We start from the raw sequence: 17,654 nt of genomic DNA on the forward strand, positions 1-17,654 counted from the left end.
TATGACACACTCCCTTACCTTTGACGCCATCAGCGAAGCCACCCCGGGCCCGAAATGGGCAGCCCGATGGGCCCGATCGTGGCCTGCCTACGAGGCATGGTTTGCCGCACGTGGCGGCGATAACGGCCCTGACCGCGCAGCCTGCGAGGCGGCCCTAAAGCAATATATGCCCGAATTAGTGCCTGTTCACGCCAAGCTCACAGCGCTCGCGGGCGGGTCGGGCCGTGCGGCACGTTTCCTCTCCACGTGGTGCCCGCCAAGCTATCTCGGCGGTTGCTCCCTCGCCGTGGCCACGTCGGACGACGACATCCGGCTGGTACGAAATTATGATCTGTCGCCTGACCTAAACGAAGGCCTACTGCTGCACAGCGGTTGGACCGGTCGGCGCGTGATGGGCATGGTCGAATTCCTTTGGGGTCTGTCCGATGGCATCAACGACGCAGGGCTCAGCATCGCGCTGGCCTATGGTGGGCGGCAGGAAACAGGGCGCGGGTTCGGCATAACCACAATCTTGCGCTACGTTCTGGAAACCTGCGAAACCGTGCCCCAAGCGCTGCGCGTGCTGCAACGCGTGCCGTCGCATATGCCGTATAATGTGGTGGTCGCCGATGCCTCGGGTGCGGGTGCGAGCGTCGAGATGTACGCCGGTGGCGGGGCAAAGGTGCAGCCGCGGCTGGTTGCCACAAACCACCAGACCGACGGCAGCACGCCCGACAGAGGCAGTTTTACCCGCACATTTGAACGGTCAAACCACCTTTTGAGTGTCTTATCCGAAGGGGTCACGCCGTCAGCGCTGGCAGGCCAGTTCACCCAAGCGCCGCTCAAGCAAGACCGCTACGCCGAGGGGTTTGGTACGCTTTTCACCGCCGAATACGAACCCAAACGCCGGACGATGACGCTGCATTGGGACGATGCGGTCTGGTCGCAGTCGATCGATGCATTCGAGGAGGGCACCCGAGAGGTTGTCTATGGCAGCGCCCCGTCGTCGGCGGCCGCAGGGGGTGACATTGATTGGGTGCAAATCGGTCTGGACTACGCAGCGGGCCGCGGGGTCGACTGGCGCAGGTTTGTGCCAGCGGGTGTTGATGTGGCGTAGGGCGTCGAAGCGAAACGCCTTGCTATATTACGCGGAACAGACCCTACAACGCGCCAGCGGCAGACACGTCTTCGTTGAAACCGGATTGCCAAGCACAGGCGCTATTCCGGTTTCAAACCAAGCCCCAAGCGGTTCGCGTGCCAGGCGGCTTCCGCCCGTGAGGAGATGCCAAGCTTGCGATAGACGATCTTGATATATCCAGCGACCGTCGTTTCCGCGATGTTCAATGCGGAGGCGACCTCGGCGTTGCGCAGACCTTTGGAGATGAGCGTGAGCACTTCGGTCTCCCTCTCCGTCAGGCGTCCGTCCAGGCTGGCGACTGGCCCGGTGAGGCGGAAGTGTTCCATGATGCGGCGGGCGACAGAGGGTGATATCGCCGGTAACCCCATAGAAAGCTGTGTCAGCTGGCGAGAGAGCACTGCCGCCTCTGTCTCTTTCAGCAAATACCCGTCCGCCCCGGCGGAGAGCGAGGAAACAATGCTCGCGTCGTCGCCCATTACCGTGGTTACGACCTTGATTGCAGAGGGGCTGGCCTTGTTCAGGCCGCGCAGGACTTCGAGACCCGACCCATCAGGCAGACCCAGATCAATCAGGGCGAGATCTATCTGGCCATCCAGTTTTGACAGCGCCGTCCGTACCGAGTTGGCCGTGCATATTGTGGCCGCCGGATATGCTGATCGTACGATCTCGACCAGCCAACGCAGGGTTTCGACGATATCTTCGACAATCAGGATACGCTTCATTCTGCTGCGGCCTCTTTCTGAGTGCTGAAAAGAGGTAGAAACGCGGTCAAGGTGGTGCCCTTGGCACCGGTGCTGTAGCTGAAGGCACCTTGCAACTGGGTGAAGCGGTTTCTCAGGTTTCTGAAACCATTGCCAAGCGACGCGACGCTGCTGTCAAAGCCCGAGCCGTTATCGCGCAGCGTAAGCTGCAACCCATCGCTTTGCAGATCAATCCGGACCTTCGCCTCTGTCGCGCCAGAGTGGCGTAGAATATTGCTGGTCCCCTCTCGCAGGAAGGCGCGCAGCGCATGCGCCAACCGATGGGATATACGGCCTTTGGTGATCTCGTCGGCCTGCCACGTGACGGTGATATGGGCGGCCTCGAAATGGGTGATGATTTCGGCACGCAGATCGGCGAGCAGATCGCGGAGTTCCCAATCAGTCTGATCCGGGTTTGAAATCAACTCTCGTAGATCGGCGAGGGTCTGGCGGATAAGAAGGTCTTTGCGTTCCCGAGGGCCGGTGTGCAGGGCGCTGAGCAGCAGCACCCCTATGTTGTCATGCATGTCGCGATTGATGCGCAGCCGCTCTGCGCTGACGGCCTGAAGATAGGTCTCGTGCTGGGACAGGCTCGCATCAAGCAACGACAGGATCGCATCGGCACGCGCCAGATCGCGCGACGAGAAAAGGCGCGATCCTTGCCCGGCCAGCTCAAGCGACAGTGCTGGCAGATTGCCGATAGACGCGAGGGTCAGGATACGGCCATCGTCTTGCAGTGCGGTGATCGTGGTAGACGCCGGTTGATCCTTGATGCGCAACGGATTGAAGATATCGGCCCAGAATTTAAGCAGCAACCGTTGTTTGTCTTCGGGGCCTCTTGCATGGGCGATCTGGGTCACCCTGCGATAGAGCTCTTCCGCCGGGATCTCGCGGTTGCGCTTGAGCAGCACCCAGACCTTGTCGCGCAAGGGCAGGTACACCATGCAGATCGCCGCGAGCGCGATGCCAAAGGCAGGGGCGCGCCCCAGCGAAAGCCCGTAGATGAGCGCGGCATCAAGCCCCAGAAGCAAAGCCACCCCAAGGCCGTAGAACAAGATACCGTAGGACCAATTCGCCAGGTCAAACAGCCGGTAGCGCGCCACCGCCAAGGCAATCCCGGCGTAGATAATCAGGAAAAACAAAAACGCCGTGCTTTGTTCGATCACCGGGGCCAACCCCATAAGCGTCGGCAGGATGGACGTCAGCACAAAGCCACCCGCACCAACTGCGACCGATACGCCAAGCCAGCCCAGCATCGCCCGCGCGGCCGGGTCGCGGCGATTGGCGGCGGCTTGGGCGGCAATGACCAGCAACAGGGCGACCATGATGATCGCGATCAAATCCGGGGCATTGTTCAGCTTGTCCGGCCAGCCGGGGCCAAGCACCAAGAGGATACAGGCGCCGATCAGAAGTGTCGGCAGCCAGAGCACGGGTTTCGGAACGATGCGCCGCGGGTACGAGAGGAACAATGTCACCATGCCGATCCCGAACAGCAGCGACCCAGCGGGGTTTACCCGGCAGGCCACCGCATAGGCCGTCAGACTAAGCGCAAGCTCGCGCGCGCTGTAGATCGCGGCGCTTGACGATGCCAAGGCCAACCCGATCCCGGACAGCAGAAACCACCACCCGGCCTGTTCATGAGGCCGTAGGCAGACGACCCAAGTCCCAATAAACATGCCCACGAACGCAACAAAGATTTGCGTCCAGAATTTCATCGGCAGATCCGAAACCGGACGGCTTTCCTGTGCCGTGACCGTCACGCTTTCAGGGCCGTCGGCTTGATCGAAAGTCAGGGTGACGGCGCCGCTTCGCAACGCGTCATGCAAGCGATCCTGACGGTCAAAGAAGCGACGCAGATTGTCATTGTCACCGATCCCGTCGGGCTCTTCTATCAGGTCCCGTGGCGTCACCGGGATAGCAGGCTGATTTTCCGCTGAAACGCTCAGAAGCCGCTTGCCGATCATATCGCGGCTTACGGCGCTGCCCTGCGCGATGTCAGTGACGACAACGCTTTGCCCCGCCACGCCAAGCCTGAGCCCGAGCCACGGCTGGGCCGTCGCCACCCATGTCAGGGCAGCGGCGGCGGCCAGATAGAGCACGACGCAAAGCGCGAAAACGGCTCCTGGGGCGACATGTGGACGTGTCATAATATGGACCACACAGCGGAATTTATAATTGCAAATTTAATCATTCTATACGGCACATCTTCTCAAAATACTCTTGTCCAAGGACACCCCCTGAACGGGGGGGAGACGATTTCATGAAGTAGGTATCTAAAAAGTGAAGAAGAATTTTTTAAATCAAGCAAGGGGAATTTCATGAAACACGCACGTCTTAGTATGGTTATTGCAAGCCTTGGGGTGGCAACGGTCTTGTCTGGGTGCAATGGAAGCAGCTCCACCGGCGGGCTTGCTGGCGGGGTCGCTGGCGGCGGGCAGGATTTTGAAACAGCCTTTAACGCTGTCAGTCAAAAGGCACCTACTTCGGATATGCCCACGTCGCTGAAAGCCAGCTATGAGGGTCAGATGAAGGTCGGCGTGAACAGCGGATCGGCCCAGATTTTCGGGACCGATATCGATGCGAATAGCGCTGAAATCATTGGCGATCTGGCAGTCGATGTGGATTGGACCGACGGACAGACCAGCAATCCGTTCACCGGAACGGCCTCCAACATCGTCGCGACAGAGGCGGGCACCTCGAACTCCGTCAAACTGGAAGGGGAGCTGACGGTCGATCAAGGCTTGCCAGCCTCGCTCAGCCGCACCACCATTCCGGCGCAGGTCGTCGCGGGCGTCAATGTCCCCGAGCAAAACACCGGCGCGATGCTGTTCCATATGTCCGGTCGGCTGAGCAATGGCGAGAATGAAGGGGACGCCACCTTGCAGTTCGGCGGAAACTTCATGGGACCGGGTGCAGAATTGATGCTTGGCCCGGTATCTGGGGGCATCAATGATGTGGACAATCCCTCGCCGCAGATTTTCGACGCGGGCATCGGTGGCACATTCTACGCCAACAAGAAATAGAAGCGACGGATAAGCGGGTTTCTTGGATGCGGTCAATTGCCGGCCGCAAAAACCCGCTTTCCCCGCGGTAGCCGAGGTCTTTGATGCGGCGAATTTTATACAATCTATTTTTAATCTTACTGGCCTCGCCATTAGCGGCCTTTTCCCTTGATGATGCGGAACACAGCATCCTCAAGGGAAAAGCCGCAGAGGTTATTCCATTTGTCGAAGACTATTCACCCAAGACCGAAACAGAGACCCTGCGCCGGTTGTGGATCCTAGGGGTCGCCTACAACCGTTCCGGAAACTCACACCAAGCCGTTGCCCCGCTGGCGCGGCTTGTGATCTTGCGGCCAGACGATCCCACGTTCCGGCTTGAACTGGCGAACGCATTGGTGAAAAGCGACCAGATCGAACGGGCGCGATATCACCTTGAACTGGCCAAAGGCGCGGGTTTGTCGCCCCCTGTCCAGGCAAAAGTGCAGGCCGAGCTTGACCGTTTGGCCAAGCCGAAAAAATGGCAGGGCTATTTCCGTTTTGCCATTGTGCCCGAAAGCAATGCCGCACGCCGGACCTCTGCAGAGACGGTGAACCTCAGCGGCTTTGTGCTGCGGCTGGACCCCAATTCGCGTGCCCAATCCGCCACGGCGTTCGAGATAGGCACGGGCGTCGCAACCGTGCCGCGCCTTACGGACGCCTTACGCGCCAGGTTCGCGCTGGATCTGGATGCCCGGCTTTTCGACGGGCGTGCACCCGATGAGGTAACCCTTCGGACCAGTGCATCCCTGCTGCATTTCGCCAATGAGGGGCGTCTTGTCTCGGCCGAGATCTATGGATCGCAGCGCTGGATTGATGACGCGGCCTATGCGCATACCTATGGCCTTGGCCTGTCCTATACGCGCAACCTTGGCGTCCGCGCTCGCGCCACGGCGGTGCTTCAGCGCGAACGCATCACCTATGATGGCAGCGGTGTCGGCGTGAACCGGACAGCAGGTGCTGCGCAATTCGCCTATGCGGCATCGTCGCAGCTTGTGTTTCGCATGGGCGTGCGCGCAGAAAGCCGTGCCAGCTCTTACAGCCCCGTCGCGGGCCATGCGGCGGGCGTTACCATCGGCGGCGACTATTCCTTTGCCGGCGGTCTTCGGGTCGGGCTGGACCTGTCGTTTGACCGGAACGAATTTGACGGCGTACATCCCATCTTCGGGGTTGCCCGCGTCGACAAGAAGTCAAGCGTCATGCTGAACCTGTCCAACCAGAACTGGAGCTACAAGGGCTTTACCCAGGTTCTGAGGCTCGGGTTTGAAGAGCAACGCTCTACCGTCTCGATCAACAGGTTTCGCAACGCCACTGCCAGCATCGGCCTGACACGATCGTTTTGAAGAAATTCGGTCCTAAGTCGCTGCCCGGTTGCATAGGTTTCGGTCGTGCTTGGTCGTTACTACGCAGCGCGCGCCGACGCCGGTTGCCCCCTGCGCACGCACCAACGATAGGGTGGGAACTGCGACAGCCCCATTTCATCTTCATGCCTTGGAAAACAGCAGTTCGATGATCGCTTCGGAATGATGTTCCAATGCGTCGGATGATCGAATATCCCCACCCTCGATCGCGTTGGTGAGAATGGGCAGGGCCATTGGAAATGACCCACCATGGGTGATCATGAAAAAGATAGTCCGGTCCGAGACGTTCGGAAGGGTGCCTTCTGATTTTGCACCTGCGATCAGATCTTTCAGTACCGTGTAAAAAGGCACAACGAGGTGCCTTTGCAAAAAATCACTGCGATCACTGTGTTTTGCCCCGTCATGAACGATAACACGGCTCACTTGCGGCCAGCGGGCGGATGCGGTGATGAAAGCGCGAATGAGCGCCTTCAGTGCTTCCGTTTGGGTCGCGGTATTGACGACAAGAGCTTTGTTAAGGTCGCTTGCAAAACAGTCGGCAAGATGTTCCATCGCTGCGATCCAAAGCGCCTCTTTTGATCCAAAGTAATACCGTGAAAGGCCTTTGTCGGCCCCGGCTTTTTCAGCAACGTTGCTCAGTGAAACGCCGTCGAAACCGCGCTCCGCAAACAGATCAATCGCAGAGCGAAGCAAGGCCAGCTTCAAATCTGTACCCTGTGCGGCCTGCGGACGGCCGCGTTTTCTTTCGGCTGTCTCAGAAACGTCGATGGCGGTTTTGACCTCGGTCCTCGTACGTTGCTTGGACATTTGAATGACATCTCCATGTTTGAGCCGCGAGAACTCCGTCTCGCTTAGCCCGGGTCAGCTTAGCTTTCCAGCGTGATCTCTTACAACACGCTATTCTACGCTCGAAGAATAATATTGACATATTCCACGAACGTAGAATAGCTAGGCGCACAAGCACGATAGGATGTCAGTACATGATGAGATGGATTGTAGGGGGCGCAGTTGTCTTTGCGCTTGGTGTCGGGATATTCGGCCTCCCGCCCTTTAGCGGTCAGCCCACCGCTGGGTTTGCGGAAGGTGAACCTGGATTTGAGACCGGGGTGAAAGGCCTACCCAACGGTATTTATGAGGTTTCTGTACGGACCCCGATGCCGGGCGTTTCACCTGAAATGGTTGGTTGGTGGTTTGGCGATTACATGGAAACGACCGAACACTACCGACGTTGGTTCCCGGACGCGCATCTTTGGATGGATTGGGAAAACAAGGTTGATGGCCAGTTCATCGGGGCGAGCCATCTGGTGCATGAATACATCGGTGAAGACTTGAATAAGCTGAGAATTCAGTTTGTTGAACCTGAGGAGGTTTCGGGGGATGTAAACTTGGCTGACGGCGACGTCGCCGTAAGCGCCCGCGTTGGCCTGCTAGAAGAGCCCATCTATGGCGGTGAAATGTGCCACATTGTTCGCAATGTCGAAGGCGGTGCCGAAATGCGTAGCCGTTTTTGGCTTGCGATGGTGGCCGCGCGTGAGGGAAACGAGACGGTGCCCTCTGTCATCGGAACGCTTGGGAACACCTATCTGGCACGTATGCTGACCGTGAAAGAGGCGTCGGCAACTGCTTTGTTAAACCACTGTTTTGATGAGATGACCATTCTGGCAGGCTTTCTCCCAAAGCTCTACGCCGGTGCGCAAGGGTAAGAAAGACGCTGCATTCACGCCATGACCACCAAGCGGACTTGCCGTCATCGCGCAGATCGCGGCTGTGCGCTATGCCGAAAAGGTCAGCGGGCTGACGCATCTGCTGGGCGCGTTAACCCGCGGCGAAACCACCCAGCAAACGTAACCGTGTTCAGCCCGAAAAACCGGGCTGAACCGTCAACTTCGTCCGCCGCGCACCTTGGCGCAAAGGTATGCGCTATTTGAAAACCGGCTTGCGCTTTTGCATCTTGGCGGCGACGACCTCCGCGAATTCCGGAGATTTCAACTGCTCCGCAAACAGCACTGATTCACGTTCCATCTGGGCGGCCATCTGATCCTTGCCATGTCGGATCAGCGCCTTGGTTTTTATCATTGAGGTAGGTGCCGCCTGCGCCAAACTACCCGCAATCGTCGCGACTTCGGTGGCAAAATCGGAAGAGGGTGCGACACGCGACACCAGCCCAAAGCGCAGCGCCTCTGCCGCATCAAGAACGCGATTGGCCAGCAGCATATCGTTCGCCACGGCCATGCCGACGGTGGCGGGCAGCAAAAGCGAGGAGGCGGCCTCTGGTACCAGTCCCAGTTGGACGAATGGCGTGCTGAATGTGGCAGTGTCGGCGGCGACAATCAGATCGCAATGCAGTAGCATCGTCACCCCAACACCAATCGCGGGGCCGTTTACGGCGGCAATCAACGGTTTGGGGCAGGTGGAGATTGCGGTCAGAAACCGGATAACAGGCGGCACCCCGTCGCTGCGGGTTCGCTTAGAAAAATCCTGCAAGTCGTTCCCGGACGTAAAGTAGTCTTCGGCCCCAGTGATCACGAAGGCGCGTACCGCGTCGGACTGGGCATAGTCTTCCAGCGTGTCGGCCATGGCGGCATACATATCCTGGGTGATGGCATTGCGCTTTTCGGGGCGCGCGATGGTCATGGTCGTGACGCGTTGGTCGGTGTGTAGCTTGATGTTTTCGGTCATGTTTGATCCTGTTGATTTGAATGGCGGTGGAAATCGGTTGCGGTTCAAGGCCTGGCCATGAGCCAATCGCTGAATTCGGCCCATAATGCGTCGCGGCCTTTGCGCAATGCGCCCTCGTGCCCGATCCGCGTTACACCGACCTGCGATGGTTTGCGGATGATCACCTCGTGCGGAGCGGCTGGATAACAGTTTAAAAGGTCGGATGCGGTTGAAGGCGTCGCAATCGGGTCATCGGGAAAGATCCACGACCGGATAGGGGCTGTGACCTCGTCGTAGTGATGCGGGGCCATTTTCGTTGCGAGGTCCGGTTGAAAATAGCTGCGGCGCTGGCTCCACCGGCGCCATGTCTTGAAAAGTTTCGGGGGCAGAGCTTCGCCCCGCCAGCCGCCCGCCGGTTTGATATAGCCGTAGCGCATCAGCAAATAGGGGCCCAACACCCACCAGAAATAAAGCTCCGACGGGATATTACGTAGGTGGTGACCGCCGAAAAATCCGGTCCCGACAGAGACAAATGCATGTCGGGTGATCTTGGACTGGTTCGGCATGAGGCCGACAAAATGCCCGCCGACACTGTGGCACAGATGTGTAAGCGGCAGGCCCGGTGCCGCGTCCTCCAGCGCATCCAGGGCGGCGGGTGCGTCAAGCCGTCCCCAGTCGGGGTAGTCGATCCCGGATCTAGTCAGATCCTTGCCCTTAGATCCCCCAATTCCCCGATAGTCATAGGTCAGGACAACGGCACCTTGGCGGGCCAGATAGGTCGCGAGGCCTGTATAAAACTGACGCGGGAACCCCGTCCCGGCCGAGATCAATATCGCGATCTTCGGGGACGGTGAGGTATAGAGGTCGGCCTCTAGCTCCCATCCATCGCTGGCTGCAAAGCGGATCGTTTTCGGGGAATGTCTTCAGTCATCGGCCGGCTCTTTCTTGGGCGGCAAAGGGCCGTTCACAATGCCGTCCGCATTGTCTGCCAGATGCGTCAGAAACCGTTCAATAATGACCTGTTCCTCAGCAGGAAAAGGCGCAAGCAGCGCCGCATTGAACTGATTTATTTCTCCCGCACCCTGTTCAAGCACCGCGCGGCCCGGCTGTTCAAGGTAGATATGTATAACACGGCCATCCACTGGCGACGGCGACCGCCGCACCAGACCCTTTGCGCACATGCGATCCACAAGACCGGTCAAGCTGGACTTGCCCATAGCGAGGGTCGAAGAGATGTCACTGATGGGCTGCCCGTCCTTTCGCGACAGGATCAACAGCACCGCTAGCTGTGACGTTGTAAGCCCTATCTTATTGCGCGTGCGACGGTCAGCTGCCCGAAAGAGCGCTGAATGTGCGATCTGAAGCTTGTGAAAAACCTTGAATGTATTGGCCATAAATCAATTCGCATGTGAACTAGTTTGTTCGTATATGAATTAAATGCACCCTACAACACATCGCTCTTCAATGACACAAGTGACGTCACGACACGGCCACGCCTTGATGCCCTTGACCGTAAACTCCGACCGTATGGCGCAATTGAGTTTGTTAACACGTGGCGCTCAAGCCCTGCGGCACCTCGTCGGCGAGCAGGGCTTTCTGTTGCCTACTCGGCCACCTTTTGTGCCTCAATGATCTGGTCTGCGAGCTTGGAGAGATCATCTGAGGTAAAGTCAGGTTCCGGTACGCCGGGCACGTGCAGGATGCTGTTGTGTGGCCGCGCGATAAAGGCGCCGCGGCACCCCACGGACTGCGCGCCGATGGTGTCCCAGATATGACATGCGACCATGCACAGGCTTGAGACGTCGACGCCCAGACGGTCGGCAACCATCTGATATGTCGACGGATGAGGTTTGAAGTGACCGACGTCGGCCACGCTAAAATGGTCGTCAAAAAGCGCAGCGACGCCAGCTTTTTCAAGGGGTGTCGGTGCGGGGGATGGGGCAGAGTTCGTCAGGGTCACAAGCGTAAATCCCGCGTCGCGCAATTTGTTCAATGTCGGGGTCACATCGGCGTGGGCAGGCATCGACCCAATCAGTGACTTGAGCTCGGATACGTCGCTGTCCTGAATGGCGATGTTTCTATTGTCGCCAACCATCCGCAGAACACCGCCGGCCAGATCTCCGAAGGGGGCATAGAGCCCGGACAAGGTCAACGTTTGCGAATACAAGATCAGCTCTGGAAACCATTCGCGCAGGACCGCGGCATTGCCGAACACGCGGTCAAAGAACGGCTCTAGTGTCGAGATATCCAGAAGGGTTTCGTTTACGTCGAAAACAATGGTCGAAAAATCTGTGCGGTCTGGCATGGGGGGGGGCTTTCTGAGCGTGCTACTTTTCGGCAGCATTCATCCAAGTATTTGAACGCAATGGCGGGTACGTTTCACAATTGCACCCATGTCATTGCTTCGTCAAACTATGGGCGGGGTCAGCCGTCAGTCCCCATCTCGGGTAAGCGCAGCAATCGGGTAAGGCAATCGATATGAAAAAGGTCACTGCCAAAGATGTTGCCGCCCGCGCAGGCGTTTCGGTGTCCGCCGTGTCGCGCGCGTATCGGGGGAATGCCCCGATTGCCGAGGATAAGCGCAAAGCGATCTTTGCTGCTGCCACGGCGCTTGGCTATGTGAGCAAAGTCGATCAGGTGTTGGCCAAACAATCCAGCAACACGATCTCGATGGTACTGAGCGAAATGCGCAACCCGTTCTACCCCATTGTGATGGACGAATTGACCCGCATGCTGCCAGAGCGCGGGCTCAAGGCGATTATGCATGTGGTGCCAGCGGCCGAAGATGTGGACACGATGATCCGGCAAGTCATCGACTTTCGCACGCAGGGGGTCATTCTGGCAAGCTCCACAATCACCTCCGGGCTGGCGCGTGCCTGTCGTCAGAACGGAATTCCCGCCGTGTTGCTGAATCGGGTACAGACCGACAGTACTATGATGGCGGTCTGCTGCGACAATTACGGGGGCGCGCGAACGATAGCGCGGCGGTTTCTGGACGGTGGCCGACAGCGCATCGCCTTTATCGGTGGGCGGCGTGATACGTCGACGCATTTGGAACGCATGCGAGGGTTTCGCGATCAGTTGGAAGAGGCCGGACGCGAGATCGCTGTGCAGTTCGACGGCGGGTTCAGCTACCGCCAAGCCTATGCCGCTGCTCAAGAAATGTTGGTCCAGCGTCCGATGCCGGACGCCGTGTTTTGCGCCAACGATATCATGGCGATTGCCATGCTCGATGCTGCAAGAAACAAGGGCGTCTCGGTCCCCGATGATCTGGCCGTTATCGGGTTTGACGACATCCCGATGGCGGCCTGGGAATCCTACCGGCTGACCACAATGCGCCAGCCGTTGCGTCGCATGCTGGATCAGGCGGTCGATATCATATTAAGCGCCGAAAGCTATATCGGCACCGGTGATATCCGTGCTTTGGCGGGGGAACTCCAAGAACGTCAAAGCGGGTAGTGAAATTATTTCATTAACGCAGACGGGAATTGCATAGCGGCTATGCACTGTGGCTAACCTCCGTTCGAACGTCCCTATCGGGATCGTTTCATGATATTTGGAGGATACCCATGAAACTACGCAACTTCGCTGTCGCCGCTGCACTGTCTCTTGCCGGGCTTGGGGGGGCTATGCCTGCTCAAGCTGAAACGCGGCTCGCTTTCGGTGCGACCAATTCGCAAAGCGCGCATTATGCCTATTTCGCCTCGCTCGCGAAAATCATCAACAGTGCTTATCCGGACGCCTATCAGGCGTCGGTCGTGGAAACGGGTGCCACGGTCGATAACCTCAAACGTATGGCGCGCGACCAGCTGGATATCGGGTTGATCACGACGTCGACGCTCTATCACGCCTACAATGGCATCAAGAGCTTCGACGGCAAACCGATCGAATCCAAACTCCTGTGGGCCTATTCCCTGGCACCGCAGAACGCAGTCGTTCGCCGCGATTCCGGTATCGAGAAACTGTCGGATATTGACGGCAAGAAGTTCGGTCCGGGCATGCGTGGATCTTCGACCGAAGCCACGGCCTTGGCTGTGTTCGACCTGCTGGAAATCTCGCCTGATTGGGTGCGCGGCACCAACAGCGAACAGGCCAATGCCATCAAAGACGGCCGGTCCGAAGGCTTCGTCAAAAGCGCCGTTGGAACCTCTTTCGATGCGCTTACCACCGATATCGCGGCCTTCACGCCGCTGACAGCGCTTGGCATCGACGACGCGCAAGAAGCCAAGATCCGCGAAGCACTGCCGGAGCTTTCCATCGTGGACATGCCGGGCGGCGAGATGGAGAACACGGGCCCCTATAAGGTCTGGGGATTCATGATCGGTGTCTCTGCGCGCCCCAATATGGACGACCAGACGGCGTATGATCTGACCAAAGCCGTGATGGAGAATATGGAAGAGCAATCCGCTGCTTTCCCGACGGTAGAGGGCCTGAACCTGCCAGAGCTGACTTTGCAATACGCAACCAGCCCGCTGCATCCTGGTGCCATCCGCTACTACGAGGAAATCGGCCTGACCGTGCCCGCGCGCCTCAAATAACAGACCCGAATTCAAAAGGGGCGGCGCGTGTCGCCCCTCTATTTGCCATTTTCGCCAAGGTGCCGTGATGCATAATCTTCCGATCTTCGCTCATTTTCGACAGACCGCCATCGCGGCTCTTGCCGTGCTTCTGGGGGTGTTTGTTTTCTACACCTCCTTCAACGGGCCGTTTGAATCGCTCGTGCAGCGTGCGATCTTTGTGATGATGATCACCGCCCTGGCCGTGCTGATGCACCCGCTTTTCGAAGGCAGCCGCCTGCGCCCGCTTGGTATCGTGATCGATGCGGCAATTGTCGGCGTGGTGACGGTGTCAGGCGTTTATATCATAGCCAACTACGAAACCATTATGAACGATCTGCCTTGGGCGAACGGTTGGGATATGGTTATGGGGTTCGGCACACTGGCCTGTGTGCTTGAACTGGCAAGGCGCAGCTCCAACTGGGTTTTTCCACTGATCGTCATCGCGGCTGTTACCTATGCATTCTTCGGCTATTTGATCCCCGGACAATTCGGGCACCGTGGCTTTGACGCAGGCTATCTCACTGAAATCATCTTCCTTTCCGATCGTGGCCTATGGGGTATGCTGGTCAATGTGGCCTCGACGACGCTGGCGGCATTTGTGCTGTTCGGCGCGATCTTGCTGCACACGGGCGCGGGCGAGACATTCTTTGACCTCTCGGCCCGTTTGGGTGGCTCCCGGCCCGGTGGGGCGGCGAAAATCGCGACCTTCGCATCGGGCTTCTTTGGTGCGATCAACGGCTCGACCGTCGCCAATGTCGCGACGACCGGAAACTTCACCATTCCCCTGATGAAGCGCCTGAAATACCCCCCAGCCTATGCCGGCGCGGTAGAGGCTATCGCGTCGACCGGCGGGCAGCTCGCCCCCCCGATCATGGGGACTGCCGCTTTTGTCATGGCCGAGCTTGTGGGCGTGAACTATTGGTCTATCGCGCTTGCGGGGGTTGTGCCTGCACTGTTGTTCTACCTTGGCATCTATTCGACAGTTCACGTCATCGCGCGCCGTCAGGGCTTTCGTCCGGTGACGTCTGAAGACCTGCCTGACTGGCGCGGTGCCATGACCTTTGCGCGGCTCGCCCCTATTGTCGCCGCCTTGCTGGGGCTTGGATTTGGCGTCCTCAACGGCAATTCCGTCGAGCTGACGGCCTGTTACGGCATGATTGCCATGTTGGTGGCCGTCCTTGTCGCGCGGATCTCGAGCGGTGAGGATCCCCGTGCCGTCATCGGCATTATCATTCGCGCACTGGAAGCGGGCGGAAAAGGTGTTGTCATTGTCGGTATCCTTCTGGTCGGCGCACAGGTGTTTGTCGCCATGATCAACCTCACCGGGTTTGGCGTCGCGGTAACAGCAGCGGTCTTGGCGATCGGGCAGGGGCAAATCTGGCTCATCGCCGGGCTTATGGCCATTGTCTGCCTGATCGCGGGCATGGGTCTGCCGACATCGGCAGCCTACGTCATGGTCGCGGCCGTTTTCGCCCCGGCGCTGATCCAACAGGGTATTGATCCGCTCGTGGTGCATATGTTCGTGCTCTACTACGCGGCCCTGTCGGTCATCACGCCGCCTGTCTGCCTTGGTGTTTTCGTTGCGGCGACTATTGCGCAGGCCCCGTGGATGAAGGTCGCGGGCGAGACGTTGCGCCTTGGGGCGACCGCATATGCCTTGCCGATGCTGTTCCTCGCCTATCCCGGCATGTTGGGCGGTGGCGAAGCCGGAGACATCTTGCGTGCCATCCTGTCAGGGGGCGTTTTCGCCTTGGGCGTTGCGCATCTTCTGGGCGGCGCGCGGCTGCCTTGGGGCGGTCTGTCGCGGCTGCTTTGGGTCGTGCCGATTGGGCTTGCCCTGATGCCGCCCTGGTCGGCGACGGCGGCAGCGGTCGCTGTGTTCGGGGTCTTGGTTTTCTTCTCGCGCAAAGCCTCAGGCGCTGCGGAAAATATCGAAATGCAAGCGGCTTAAAGGCCATGGAGGATATTTGAAATGATGACGAATGCTGAATTCAAGGCACGGCTGGTCGCGCGCGAGCCCATGGTCGGGGCGTTCATCAAAACGCCGCATCCGATCGTGATCGAGATCATGGCCCGGGCAGGGTTCGATTTCCTGGTCGTCGATGCGGAACACGCGCCCTTTGATCGGGGTACTGTAGACGCCATGACAATGGCCGGACGGGCCGAAGGATGCCCCATCGTGGTGCGCGTGCCAGTGGCAACAGCGGATTGGGTGCTCAATGTGCTGGACGGCGGCGCGGCCGGTGTAATGGTGCCTCATGTCGAAACCGCAGCGCAGGCCAAAGATCTGGCGCGCGCCGTGAATTACGGCCCCGGCGGGCGTGGTTTTGCCGGCACCTCGCGGGCGGCCGAGTATGCGGGCCGCTGCCTGAAAGAGCACCTGTCCGCCGCGCGAAGTGAAGTCGCCTTGATCTGTCAGATTGAAGACCCCGACGGTGTGGTCAACTACAGTGAGATTGCGGATGTAGACGGCGTAGACGCGCTCTTTATCGGGCGCGCGGATTTAGCCGTTTCTCATGGTCTGTCCGATTTCTTTGCGCCTGAAGTGGCAAAGATGACACGGGACATCCTTTCCGCGACAGGGGCAGCCACGGGACTCTATTGCGCCCCGACAGAGCCCCTAGACGTGCACCGCGACGCCGGCGGGAGCTTCTTTGTCGTGGGGTCCGAACACACGCTCATGCAATTGGGCGGTGCAGCGCTTGTCGAAGATTTCAAAAAAGAGGCGCGCGCTGACATTGCATTGAAATAATTTCAATTCATTCGGAAAATATTGCAACTCAGTGGGGTCAGCCTAGAAATGACCTATCACTGCCAGCGCCTGATCAAAGGACCGAACCATGACAATTACCTACCTCAAGAAGGGCAAATCCGATGCTGCCCGCGCCGATGACGACGCCAAGACCCGTGCGGTCGTCGAGCAGACCTTGCAGGACATCGAAACGCGCGGCGACACAGCGGTGCGCGAATTGAGCGAAAAGTTCGACAGCTACAGCCCGGAAACGTTCCGGCTAAGCCAGCAAGAGATTGACGACTTGATCGGTCAGCTCAGCGCACGGGAATTGCAGGACATTCAGTTTGCGCAAGAGCAGGTCGTGAATTTTGCCCGCGCGCAACGCGCTTCCATGACGGACATCGAAGTAGAGACGCTTCCGGGGGTTATTCTGGGGCACAAGAATATCCCGGTTCAATCCGTGGGCTGCTACATCCCGGGCGGGAAATTCCCCATGGTCGCCAGCGCGCATATGTCTGTCGCCACGGCCAAGGTTGCCGAAGTACCGCGCATCGTGGCTTGCACGCCGCCCTTCAACGGAAAACCAAACCCGGCTGTTATTGCGGCGATGCATTTGGGCGGTGCGGATGAGATCTATGTCATGGGCGGGATCCAGGCGGTCGGGGCAATGGCGCTTGGAACAGAGACGATCGACCCGGTACACATGCTGGTTGGTCCCGGCAATGCCTTCGTCGCTGAGGCCAAGCGTCAGCTTTACGGACGGGTGGGTATCGATCTCTTCGCCGGCCCGACAGAGACGATGGTTATCGCGGATGAGACAGCAGCGGATGCGGAACTATGCGCGACCGATCTCTTGGGGCAGGCGGAACACGGTTATAACTCTCCTGCCGTTTTGCTGACCAATTCGCGTCAATTGGCCGAGGACACTCTGGCCGAGATTGACCGACTGCTCCAAATTCTCCCGACCGCGGCCACAGCCCAGACAAGCTGGGAGGAATACGGCGAGGTGATCGTCTGTGATACCTACGACGAGATGTTGCAAGTGGCCGATGATATCGCGTCGGAGCATGTGCAGGTCATGACGGATCGTGATGACTGGTTCTTGGAACACATGACCTGCTATGGCGCGCTGTTTTTGGGCCCGCGTACCAATGTCGCCAATGGTGATAAGGTGATCGGGACCAACCACACGCTGCCCACGCATAAGGCGGGACGCTATACAGGGGGCCTTTGGGTTGGTAAATTCCTCAAGACCCATTCCTATCAGAAGATTATGACGGATGAGGCTGCAGCAATGGTCGGGGCCTATGGTTCGCGTCTATGCATGTTGGAAGGCTTTGTGGGGCACGCCGAACAATGCAATGTCCGCGTGCGGCGCTATGGCGGTGAGAACGTGCCGTATGGCGCAGCCGCTGGCTACCGCGAAGCGGCCGAATAGACCACTGTT

At 58.6% G+C, this 17,654-nt stretch carries 16 protein-coding genes; 9 read left to right on the forward strand and 7 right to left on the reverse strand.

All coding sequences use genetic code 11. The annotated features are described in order from the left end of the window. Position 1 precedes the first annotated feature (1 nt). Positions 2–1,096: a C45 family autoproteolytic acyltransferase/hydolase gene (locus SJY36_RS16845; protein ID WP_386176654.1), complete on the forward strand. Its 1,095-nt coding sequence runs from the start codon at positions 2–4 to the stop codon at positions 1,094–1,096. A 101-nt stretch (positions 1,097–1,197) separates the two neighbouring features. Here the strand turns inward: SJY36_RS16845 and SJY36_RS16850 are convergent, their stop codons facing one another. Together SJY36_RS16850 and SJY36_RS16855 are read right to left on the reverse strand one after the other, a co-directional pair. Beyond that, a complete protein-coding gene (locus SJY36_RS16850) occupies positions 1,198–1,839 on the reverse strand; it encodes a LuxR C-terminal-related transcriptional regulator (RefSeq protein ID WP_386176655.1) in 642 nt (213 codons plus the stop codon). Beyond that, the gene (locus tag SJY36_RS16855; protein ID WP_386176656.1) at positions 1,836–4,004 is read right to left on the reverse strand and encodes a sensor histidine kinase; all 2,169 of its coding nucleotides are present in this window, start codon (positions 4,002–4,004) and stop codon (positions 1,836–1,838) included. The genes SJY36_RS16850 and SJY36_RS16855 overlap by 4 nt, the downstream gene beginning before the upstream one ends. 171 nt (positions 4,005–4,175) lie before the next feature. On the opposite strand from SJY36_RS16855, the gene SJY36_RS16860 reads away from it, so the two are divergent. Next, positions 4,176–4,880, forward strand: a complete 705-nt coding sequence (locus tag SJY36_RS16860; protein ID WP_386176657.1) for a hypothetical protein — start codon at positions 4,176–4,178, stop codon at positions 4,878–4,880. 83 nt (positions 4,881–4,963) lie between these two features. Next, positions 4,964–6,238 (forward strand): surface lipoprotein assembly modifier, encoded by a 1,275-nt coding sequence (locus tag SJY36_RS16865; RefSeq protein WP_386176658.1) that lies wholly within the window; start codon positions 4,964–4,966, stop codon positions 6,236–6,238. Between the two features lie 141 nt (positions 6,239–6,379). On the opposite strand, the gene SJY36_RS16870 is transcribed toward SJY36_RS16865, so the two are convergent. Then, the gene (locus SJY36_RS16870; protein WP_386176659.1) at positions 6,380–7,063 is read right to left on the reverse strand and encodes a TetR/AcrR family transcriptional regulator; all 684 of its coding nucleotides are present in this window, start codon (positions 7,061–7,063) and stop codon (positions 6,380–6,382) included. A gap of 173 nt (positions 7,064–7,236) precedes the next feature. On the opposite strand from SJY36_RS16870, the gene SJY36_RS16875 reads away from it, so the two are divergent. Then, on the forward strand, positions 7,237–7,959 hold the full coding sequence (locus tag SJY36_RS16875) for a DAPG hydrolase family protein (RefSeq protein ID WP_386176660.1): 723 nt from the start codon (positions 7,237–7,239) through the stop codon (positions 7,957–7,959). Positions 7,960–8,176: 217 nt separating this feature from the next. Here SJY36_RS16875 and SJY36_RS16880 read toward each other — a convergent pair whose 3' ends face one another. The 4 genes from SJY36_RS16880 to SJY36_RS16895 all read right to left on the reverse strand — a co-directional run bounded on the left by SJY36_RS16880 (position 8,177) and on the right by SJY36_RS16895 (position 11,219). Beyond that, positions 8,177–8,935, reverse strand: a complete 759-nt coding sequence (locus SJY36_RS16880; RefSeq protein ID WP_386176661.1) for an enoyl-CoA hydratase — start codon at positions 8,933–8,935, stop codon at positions 8,177–8,179. A gap of 44 nt (positions 8,936–8,979) precedes the next feature. Beyond that, the gene (locus tag SJY36_RS16885) at positions 8,980–9,744 is read right to left on the reverse strand and encodes an alpha/beta fold hydrolase (protein ID WP_386176662.1); all 765 of its coding nucleotides are present in this window, start codon (positions 9,742–9,744) and stop codon (positions 8,980–8,982) included. Between the two features lie 93 nt (positions 9,745–9,837). Further along, on the reverse strand, positions 9,838–10,308 hold the full coding sequence (locus tag SJY36_RS16890; RefSeq protein WP_386176663.1) for a MarR family winged helix-turn-helix transcriptional regulator: 471 nt from the start codon (positions 10,306–10,308) through the stop codon (positions 9,838–9,840). A gap of 209 nt (positions 10,309–10,517) precedes the next feature. Next, the gene (locus SJY36_RS16895) at positions 10,518–11,219 is read right to left on the reverse strand and encodes a haloacid dehalogenase type II (RefSeq protein ID WP_386176664.1); all 702 of its coding nucleotides are present in this window, start codon (positions 11,217–11,219) and stop codon (positions 10,518–10,520) included. A 173-nt stretch (positions 11,220–11,392) separates the two neighbouring features. Between SJY36_RS16895 and SJY36_RS16900 the strand changes: the two genes are divergently transcribed. The 5 genes from SJY36_RS16900 to hisD all read left to right on the forward strand — a co-directional run bounded on the left by SJY36_RS16900 (position 11,393) and on the right by hisD (position 17,645). After that, positions 11,393–12,373 (forward strand): LacI family DNA-binding transcriptional regulator, encoded by a 981-nt coding sequence (locus SJY36_RS16900; protein WP_386176665.1) that lies wholly within the window; start codon positions 11,393–11,395, stop codon positions 12,371–12,373. 110 nt (positions 12,374–12,483) lie between these two features. Continuing rightward, positions 12,484–13,452: a TAXI family TRAP transporter solute-binding subunit gene (locus SJY36_RS16905; RefSeq protein ID WP_386176666.1), complete on the forward strand. Its 969-nt coding sequence runs from the start codon at positions 12,484–12,486 to the stop codon at positions 13,450–13,452. Between the two features lie 67 nt (positions 13,453–13,519). Further along, positions 13,520–15,424, forward strand: a complete 1,905-nt coding sequence (locus tag SJY36_RS16910; protein WP_386176667.1) for a TRAP transporter permease — start codon at positions 13,520–13,522, stop codon at positions 15,422–15,424. Positions 15,425–15,445: 21 nt separating this feature from the next. Beyond that, positions 15,446–16,225 carry an HpcH/HpaI aldolase/citrate lyase family protein gene (locus tag SJY36_RS16915; protein ID WP_386176668.1) on the forward strand — a complete coding sequence of 260 codons (780 nt, stop codon included), beginning with the start codon at positions 15,446–15,448 and terminating at the stop codon, positions 16,223–16,225. A gap of 88 nt (positions 16,226–16,313) precedes the next feature. Beyond that, on the forward strand, positions 16,314–17,645 hold the full coding sequence (hisD, locus tag SJY36_RS16920) for a histidinol dehydrogenase (RefSeq protein ID WP_386176669.1): 1,332 nt from the start codon (positions 16,314–16,316) through the stop codon (positions 17,643–17,645). Positions 17,646–17,654: the final 9 nt, after the last annotated feature.

Source organism: Sulfitobacter sp. R86518 (assembly GCF_042466275.1).
In the GTDB taxonomy this organism is placed as follows: domain Bacteria; phylum Pseudomonadota; class Alphaproteobacteria; order Rhodobacterales; family Rhodobacteraceae; genus Sulfitobacter; species Sulfitobacter pontiacus.